This window comes from Streptococcus parasanguinis (assembly GCF_001073155.1).
Classification (GTDB): Bacteria; Bacillota; Bacilli; order Lactobacillales; family Streptococcaceae; genus Streptococcus; species Streptococcus parasanguinis_D.
Map to the genome: position 1 here is coordinate 46,271 of NZ_JVEE01000043.1, position 7,282 is coordinate 53,552.

At 41.7% G+C, this 7,282-nt stretch carries 7 protein-coding genes; all 7 read left to right on the plus strand.

From position 1 onward, the window contains the following. The first annotated feature begins 38 nt into the window (after nucleotides 1-38). The 7 genes from rfbA to ADH92_RS07715 all read left to right on the plus strand — a co-directional run bounded on the left by rfbA (nucleotide 39) and on the right by ADH92_RS07715 (nucleotide 6,876). Nucleotides 39-908 carry a glucose-1-phosphate thymidylyltransferase RfbA gene (gene rfbA / locus ADH92_RS07685; protein ID WP_003002772.1) on the plus strand — a complete coding sequence of 290 codons (870 nt, stop codon included), beginning with the start codon at nucleotides 39-41 and terminating at the stop codon, nucleotides 906-908. After that, nucleotides 908-1,501: a dTDP-4-dehydrorhamnose 3,5-epimerase family protein gene (locus ADH92_RS07690; RefSeq protein ID WP_023918495.1), complete on the plus strand. Its 594-nt coding sequence runs from the start codon at nucleotides 908-910 to the stop codon at nucleotides 1,499-1,501. Before rfbA ends, ADH92_RS07690 begins: the two co-directional genes overlap by 1 nt. Before the next feature lie 269 nt (nucleotides 1,502-1,770). Next, nucleotides 1,771-2,817: a dTDP-glucose 4,6-dehydratase gene (gene rfbB / locus ADH92_RS07695; protein ID WP_003002700.1), complete on the plus strand. Its 1,047-nt coding sequence runs from the start codon at nucleotides 1,771-1,773 to the stop codon at nucleotides 2,815-2,817. A gap of 122 nt (nucleotides 2,818-2,939) precedes the next feature. After that, entirely contained in the window at nucleotides 2,940-4,019 is a 1,080-nt protein-coding gene (locus tag ADH92_RS07700) for a hypothetical protein (RefSeq protein ID WP_049498021.1), read from the plus strand. Between the two features lie 112 nt (nucleotides 4,020-4,131). Continuing rightward, on the plus strand, nucleotides 4,132-5,223 hold the full coding sequence (locus ADH92_RS07705; RefSeq protein ID WP_049498022.1) for a DUF1720 domain-containing protein: 1,092 nt from the start codon (nucleotides 4,132-4,134) through the stop codon (nucleotides 5,221-5,223). 141 nt (nucleotides 5,224-5,364) lie between these two features. After that, nucleotides 5,365-6,003 carry a uridine kinase gene (udk, locus tag ADH92_RS07710; RefSeq protein WP_003002524.1) on the plus strand — a complete coding sequence of 213 codons (639 nt, stop codon included), beginning with the start codon at nucleotides 5,365-5,367 and terminating at the stop codon, nucleotides 6,001-6,003. Between the two features lie 192 nt (nucleotides 6,004-6,195). Further along, a complete protein-coding gene (locus tag ADH92_RS07715) occupies nucleotides 6,196-6,876 on the plus strand; it encodes a YoaK family protein (RefSeq protein ID WP_049498023.1) in 681 nt (226 codons plus the stop codon). Nucleotides 6,877-7,282 lie beyond the last annotated feature (406 nt).

Consider the following 7,282-nt stretch of genomic DNA (forward strand, 5'->3'; position numbering starts at 1 on the left):
AAAATAAGGGTAATGACTACGTAGAAAGGCCTAACATTATGAAAGGTATTATTTTAGCAGGGGGCTCAGGAACTCGCTTGTATCCATTGACACGTGCGGCTTCTAAGCAGTTGATGCCCATTTATGACAAACCAATGATCTACTATCCGCTGTCAACCCTTATGTTGGCTGGGATCAAAGATATCCTGATCATCTCGACTCCTCAAGACCTTCCTCGTTTTGAAGAGCTTCTTGGAGATGGCTCTGAGCTAGGAATTTCTCTCTCTTATGCAGAGCAACCAAGTCCAGATGGCTTGGCGCAAGCCTTCATCATCGGAGAAGACTTTATCGGTGACGATCATGTTGCCCTCATCCTTGGGGACAATATCTTCCACGGAAACGGCTTAACCAAGATGTTGCAACGGGCAGAAGCGAAAGAAAAAGGAGCGACTGTCTTTGGTTACCAAGTCAAAGATCCGGAACGCTTTGGTGTGGTAGAGTTTGACGCGGATATGAATGCTATCTCTATCGAAGAAAAACCAGAACATCCAAAATCGAACTTTGCAGTGACAGGACTTTACTTCTATGACAATGATGTGGTAGAAATTGCCAAAAACATCAAACCAAGTCCTCGTGGCGAGCTTGAAATCACCGATGTCAACAAGGCTTATTTGGAGCGTGGAGATCTCTCTGTTGAGCTCATGGGCCGTGGTTTTGCCTGGTTGGATACGGGAACTCACGAAAGCCTCTTGCAAGCATCTCAATATATCGAAACTGTTCAACGCTTGCAAAATGTCCAAGTGGCTAACCTTGAGGAAATTGCCTATCGCATGGGTTATATCACCAAAGAACAAGTCCATGAATTAGCGCAATCATTGAAGAAAAACGAATACGGACAATACTTGCTCCGTTTGATTGGAGAAGCATAATGACGGAACAATTTTTTGATAAAGAATTAGCAGCCCGCAAAATTGAAGCCATCCCAGGCTTGATGGAGTTTGATATTCCAGTGCGCGGGGATAACCGTGGTTGGTTTAAAGAAAACTTCCAAAAAGAGAAAATGCTTCCCCTTGGATTCCCTGAAAGCTTCTTTGCAGAAGGTAAGTTGCAAAACAATATTTCATTCTCTCGTAAGAATGTCTTACGTGGTCTGCATGCAGAGCCTTGGGACAAGTACATCTCTGTAGCAGATGAAGGAAAGGTTCTTGGAACTTGGGTAGACCTTCGTGAAGGCGATAGCTTTGGGAATACCTACCAAACCGTGATCGATGCTTCAAAAGGCATCTTTGTTCCTCGTGGTGTTGCCAATGGGTTCCAAGTTTTGACAGACAAAGTTGCATATACTTACTTAGTCAATGACTACTGGGCATTGGAACTCAAACCAAAATATGCTTTTGTCAACTACGCAGACCCAAGCCTAGACATCCAATGGGAAAATTTGGAGGAAGCTGAAGTCTCAGAAGCAGACAAGAACCACCCATTGCTCAAAGACGTCAAACCCCTAAAAGCAGAAGATTTGTAAGAATGAAGCTCTTAAAACAATCAAGAACATCATTATATAGTTTTTAGCTTTGCTATAAACGAGCGAAGCGAGCTATGTACTTAGCTTTCCGCCGTGAGAAAAGCAACTGAACCACTTTTGTTTCAGGTGCTCGGAAGTTTTGAGACACTAGGCTCAAAACTTAGTCATGGAACTTCGAAGAAGTTCGCTGACGTCCGTACTCACCTAAGGAAAGCTAAAAAAAGATTGATTTAAGGAACAATCAAAACTAAAAACTATTTGGAGAAAAAATGTCAGAATACAAACATATCATCGTAACTGGTGGAGCTGGTTTCATCGGTTCAAACTTCGTACACTATGTCTACAACAACCATCCAGATGTCCATGTGACAGTCTTGGACAAACTTACTTATGCTGGTAACCGTGCCAACATCGAAGAAATCCTTGGAGATCGTGTTGAGTTGGTGGTGGGAGACATCGCTGATGCTGAATTAGTTGACAAATTGGCTGCCAAGGCTGATGCTATTGTTCACTATGCGGCTGAAAGCCACAATGACAACTCCCTCAAAGACCCATCTCCATTTATCTATACAAACTTTGTTGGAACTTACACACTCTTGGAAGCAGCTCGTAAATACGACATTCGTTTCCACCACGTGTCAACAGACGAAGTCTATGGAGACCTTCCATTGCGCGAAGATCTTCCTGGACATGGAGAAGGTCCTGGTGAAAAATTCACTGCTGAAACCAAATACAACCCATCATCACCTTATTCATCAACCAAGGCTGCTTCAGACTTGATCGTGAAGGCTTGGGTTCGTTCCTTTGGTGTTAAAGCAACGATTTCTAACTGTTCAAACAACTACGGGCCATACCAACACATCGAAAAATTCATCCCACGTCAAATCACCAATATCTTGTCTGGCATCAAGCCAAAACTTTATGGTGAAGGGAAGAACGTCCGTGACTGGATCCACACCAACGACCACTCAACTGGTGTTTGGGCTATCCTCACCAAAGGCCGTATCGGTGAAACTTACTTGATCGGTGCCGATGGTGAAAAGAACAACAAGGAAGTGCTTGAGCTCATCCTTGAAAAAATGGGTCAACCAAAAGACGCCTACGACCGTGTAACAGACCGTGCTGGTCACGATTTGCGTTACGCCATCGATTCAACCAAATTGCGTGAAGAATTGGGTTGGGAACCACAATTCACAAACTTCGAAGCAGGTTTGGAAGATACCATCAAGTGGTACACAGACCACCAAGACTGGTGGAAGGCTGAAAAAGAAGCTGTAGAAGCCAACTACGCGAAAACACAAAAAGTTTTGAAATAATGAAGAAGGTCCAAGTGGAACATCGCTTGGACTTTTTCTTTTTTTCTGAAAAACAGTGATTGCCCTTTCATGTATGGTATAATAGGATCAGTTTGAAAACAATCATCGATTAGGAGGAATAGATGAATCAAAAAGATTGGGTTGACTATTTTGAAGCACTCCATAACCGGAAGCCGAGTCTGCAAGAGTTTCAAAATGCACGAGCGAATGGTGAGTTTGTAGTGGAACGAAAAGAGACCGTTCCTGAAGCACCAGTTCCATCAGCGGTAGCCTTACGAGAGAAAAGTGAGCAGGCTCAAATGCCGTCACAAGTGGAGTCAAGGCCTGAGACTCCAGCTATCAAACGCTTTAGTGTGAAATGGAATAAGCAGACAAAATGGGCTTTATCAGGTATGGGAATACTAGCTATCTTTGTACTGGCTTACTTCTTTTTCTTCCAACCGACTCCAAGTTTGGAAGGAATTTGGGTTGGGCCTGCTGATTCAACAGCAGTAGTTTATGAGTTAAATCAAGAAGAGCCACGATCGTATGGTAAGTATAAGATTGAGAAAGTTTATAAAGGAAATGAAGCAAAACAAGAGTTTCAGAAGGCTTTGAACCAGTTAAACTACTACAAGCTGAAAACCTTAGCAGATGTTGATAGAAAATTTGACCTCCACACAAGGGAAGTTATCATCATTAAAGACGAGCATGGGCTTGTTTATAATCTACTCCAAAGCAATGGGAGCAATGTGATTTTAGCCAATGACTTGATGGATTTGGTTACCTATAGTGATCATTCAGAGAGCTTTAAGAAGAATGCTATTTTTCACAAGACAGAAATTCCCAAAGTGCTAGTTGGGAAATGGAAAATTGAGCGTTCTTATGATGATGAAACCAATTATCTTGAATTAAATGCTCGTGGTATTCTTACTTATAGCGAATTTGATAGTAGCGAAGGAACGGCTTTTTATAGCCTAGAAGAGCTCCAAAAGATGCCTTCAACTAAGTTTGATCAAGAAAAGACAGCTGACAAAGTGAAAGAGGCCTATGAAGATCTTCAAGATGCGGTCGATTCTCAAGATTACCAGCTAACTAGTATGAAAGACGTGTACAAGCAACTAGGATCTGATTTTTATTATGTCCCTGTAAATGGAGGGAAGACAGTCCTTGTTTTCACAGAAGACTATCATTTAGTTGAAAAATTGGAAAAAGTGAAATAAATCAGAAGGGCCGAAAGGTCCTTTTCATTTATTTTCTGAAAATCACAAAATAAACCATGGATTTGTGGTATAATATGGTTAGTTTTTATAATGAATCAATAAGGGGGATATGATGAATCAAAAAGATTGGGTTGAATACTTTGAAGCGGTTAATGGTCGCAAGCCAAGTATGCAAGAATTTCAAGAAGCGCGTGAAAAAGGGGAGTTTGTCGTAGAGCGAAAAGAAGCACCAGCTCCATCAACTGAAGCGCAGGCTCCTTCTCAGGAAGCACCTGTTGCACCTAGTGCGCCTCTTTCACAAGAGCAGACGGGTTTTGTCCAACCACAACCATCTGCGAAAACCTTGCAACCTGTGCCAAGACCGAAAAAATTGACATTTTCTTTCAATAAACAAACAAAGATTGGGGTCGCAGTTGCGGGACTTGTCGCAGTGATTGCTCTTGCTTGGTTCTTTTTCTTTTCAGGTGGACCAAGTCTAGATGGGGTTTGGTTGAGAAATACGGATTCTAGTCCGGTTACTTATGAACTAAGTGGAAAGAAACAAAAAGTCAATGGTGGTGAGACCATCAAAAAGGTTCTCAAGGGGAATGAAGCGAAAAAAGAATTTAATACAGCACTTTCTTTGTTAAATGCAACAGACTTGCATTCACTTGCGGATGTCGATAAGAAATTTAACCTGAAGACGACAGAAATTGTTGTTATTAAGTCTGGTGGGAACACACGCTATAACTTGCTCCAAAAAGACGGAAGCAATATTATTTTAAGAAATGATTTATTCGACTTGAAAACTTATAAGTCATACAAAGGAAACTTTGAAGATAATTTGGTCTATCACAAGGTTGAAACACCAAAGGCCATGGTTGGAAAATGGAAGAATGTGACAGAAGGAGATAATACAACTGTTCAGATTTCAGATCATGGAATTATAAGTGATAAGTATTACGATAACAAGGCTTACGCATTCTATTCTCTAGCTGATCAAGAAAAGTATGATGGAGACACGACTTCTAAAGAAGAGATTGAACACACATTTGACGTAATTCAAGAAGCGGTGAAATCAGAAGGCTATCAAGTGAAGAGCGCTAAGGAAGTCTATATACAAGCTAATTCAAATTATTGTTTCGTACCTGTCAACGGTGGAAAAAATATACTCGTCTTACGTGGTGGGAATGAATTTGCCGCAAAATTAGAAAAAGTGAAATAATGAAAGGACCGCAAGGTCCTTTTTGTTTCAAAACTTCTTACTGAAAAACTATTCATGTCTAGGCAAAAATATGGTAAAATGGATAAGATGTGTCTGAGATGTCTATTGTTTCTCAGACGACTACAGGTAATGGAGTAGAAAATGCAAAATAGACCTATTATTATTGGTGTTACTGGTGGCTCTGGTGGTGGAAAAACCAGTGTGTCTCGTGCCATTTTGGCCAATTTTCCGAATGAAAAGATTGCCATGATTGAGCATGATTCTTATTACAAGGACCAAAGTCATTTGACCTTTGAGGAGCGGATCAAGACTAACTATGACCATCCTTTTGCCTTTGATACGGACTTGATGATTGCGCAGATCAATGAACTCTTGGAGGGTCGTCCGGTAGATATTCCAACTTATGACTATGCTGAACATACGCGCAGCAGCAAGACCTATCGTCAGGAACCACAAGATGTTTTCATCGTGGAAGGAATCTTAGTTCTTGAAGACAAGCGTCTTCGGGACTTGATGGACATCAAGATTTTCGTTGATACGGATGATGATGTGCGGATCATTCGCCGGATCAAGCGAGATATGGAAGAGCGTGGCCGGAGTCTGGATAGTGTCATTGAGCAATACCTTGGTGTAGTAAAACCGATGTACCACCAGTTCATCGAGCCAACCAAGCGTTATGCGGACGTGATCATTCCTGAGGGCGTGACCAACACAGTTGCGATTGACTTGATCACAACCAAGATTGAAAAAATCCTCAACGAAGCGCGTGAAGGAAAATAAAGATAGGGAGCAAGAGGGCAATCGCTCTCCAATCCTTTCACATTAATTGAATAATTGAATGTCGCAGTAGTTGGTGAGACTCTTCATTCGCTAAAAGACTCGAAAGAGTTCTCAATCAACTTTGCGGGGGTGGTACGGGAAACGTTATGTAACGTTCTGTACCACTCCCTCTTTTTCCTAGGGAGAGTGGAAATGAAAAGGGAGTTTCATTCGCGGACCAAGGCGTTCGCTTGTTTATTGACCATGTGTGCTGGTTTTTCAGACGCTTATACCTTTATCTGTCGGGGTGGGACCTTGGCGGCAGGCCAGACGGGGAATGTGGTCTTTCTATCGGTCGGCTTGATTGGCCATCAGATCTCGGATGTAGAAGTAAAGTTGGCAACCATGCTGTCTTTTATGCTGGGAATCTTTTTGATGACGGTTTTGCGGCGTTTGATTGACAATTCAGTCTGGCGCCTCAGTACCTTGGTGCCCTTTATCCTCACGACCTTGGTGACGGGATTTTTGCCAGCATCGGTAAAAAATGTCTTCATCGTGCCTTTTTTTGGCTTGAGTTTAGGAATCGTAGCGACCTCTTTTGGAGAAGTGGATGGCTACGCATATAATCATTCCTTCATGACGGGAAATCTCAAGAAAACCATGGTGGCTTATGGGAATTTTGCCAGAGAAAAGCAGAAGAAATTCCTTTGGGAAGCCATCTTTATGACCTGTTTGATCGGGAGCTTTGTCTTTGGGGCCATTTTTTCAACCTACTTGATCCAGTTTTATGGATTAGAGACCATCTGGCTGGTATCCATTATCTTGACTATCTTTTTAATCTATCGTGCCATTCAGTATTTTGAAGTCTTTCACTTCAATCGGCGACATGAATAGATAAAATAATTTTTAGAAGAATGAGTTAAATGATTCTGCAAAGAAATAAAACTGAGATTTCATTTTTAAAATGAATCAAGAATATATTGAAACTTTCCGCCGTGAGAAAAGTGCTAGAAACAAAATTGTTTCTAGCACTCGGAATTATTGAGACCTTAGGCTCAATAATTAGTCATGGAACTTCTTTGAAGTTCGCTGACGTCCGTCCTCACCTAAGGAAAGTTTCTAAGATAACTTTATCTATATTCCAGAGGCTGGGACAAAAGTCCTAGCCTCTCAATTGTTTTTGGATTGTCGAGCAAGACGCAGTGGTTGAGTGGGCTCTACTACGCTGATTTCATCAGCTTTTACAGTCCTACTCAACTGTGCGGAGGTGGGACGACGAAATCGAATTCTAACGAATTAC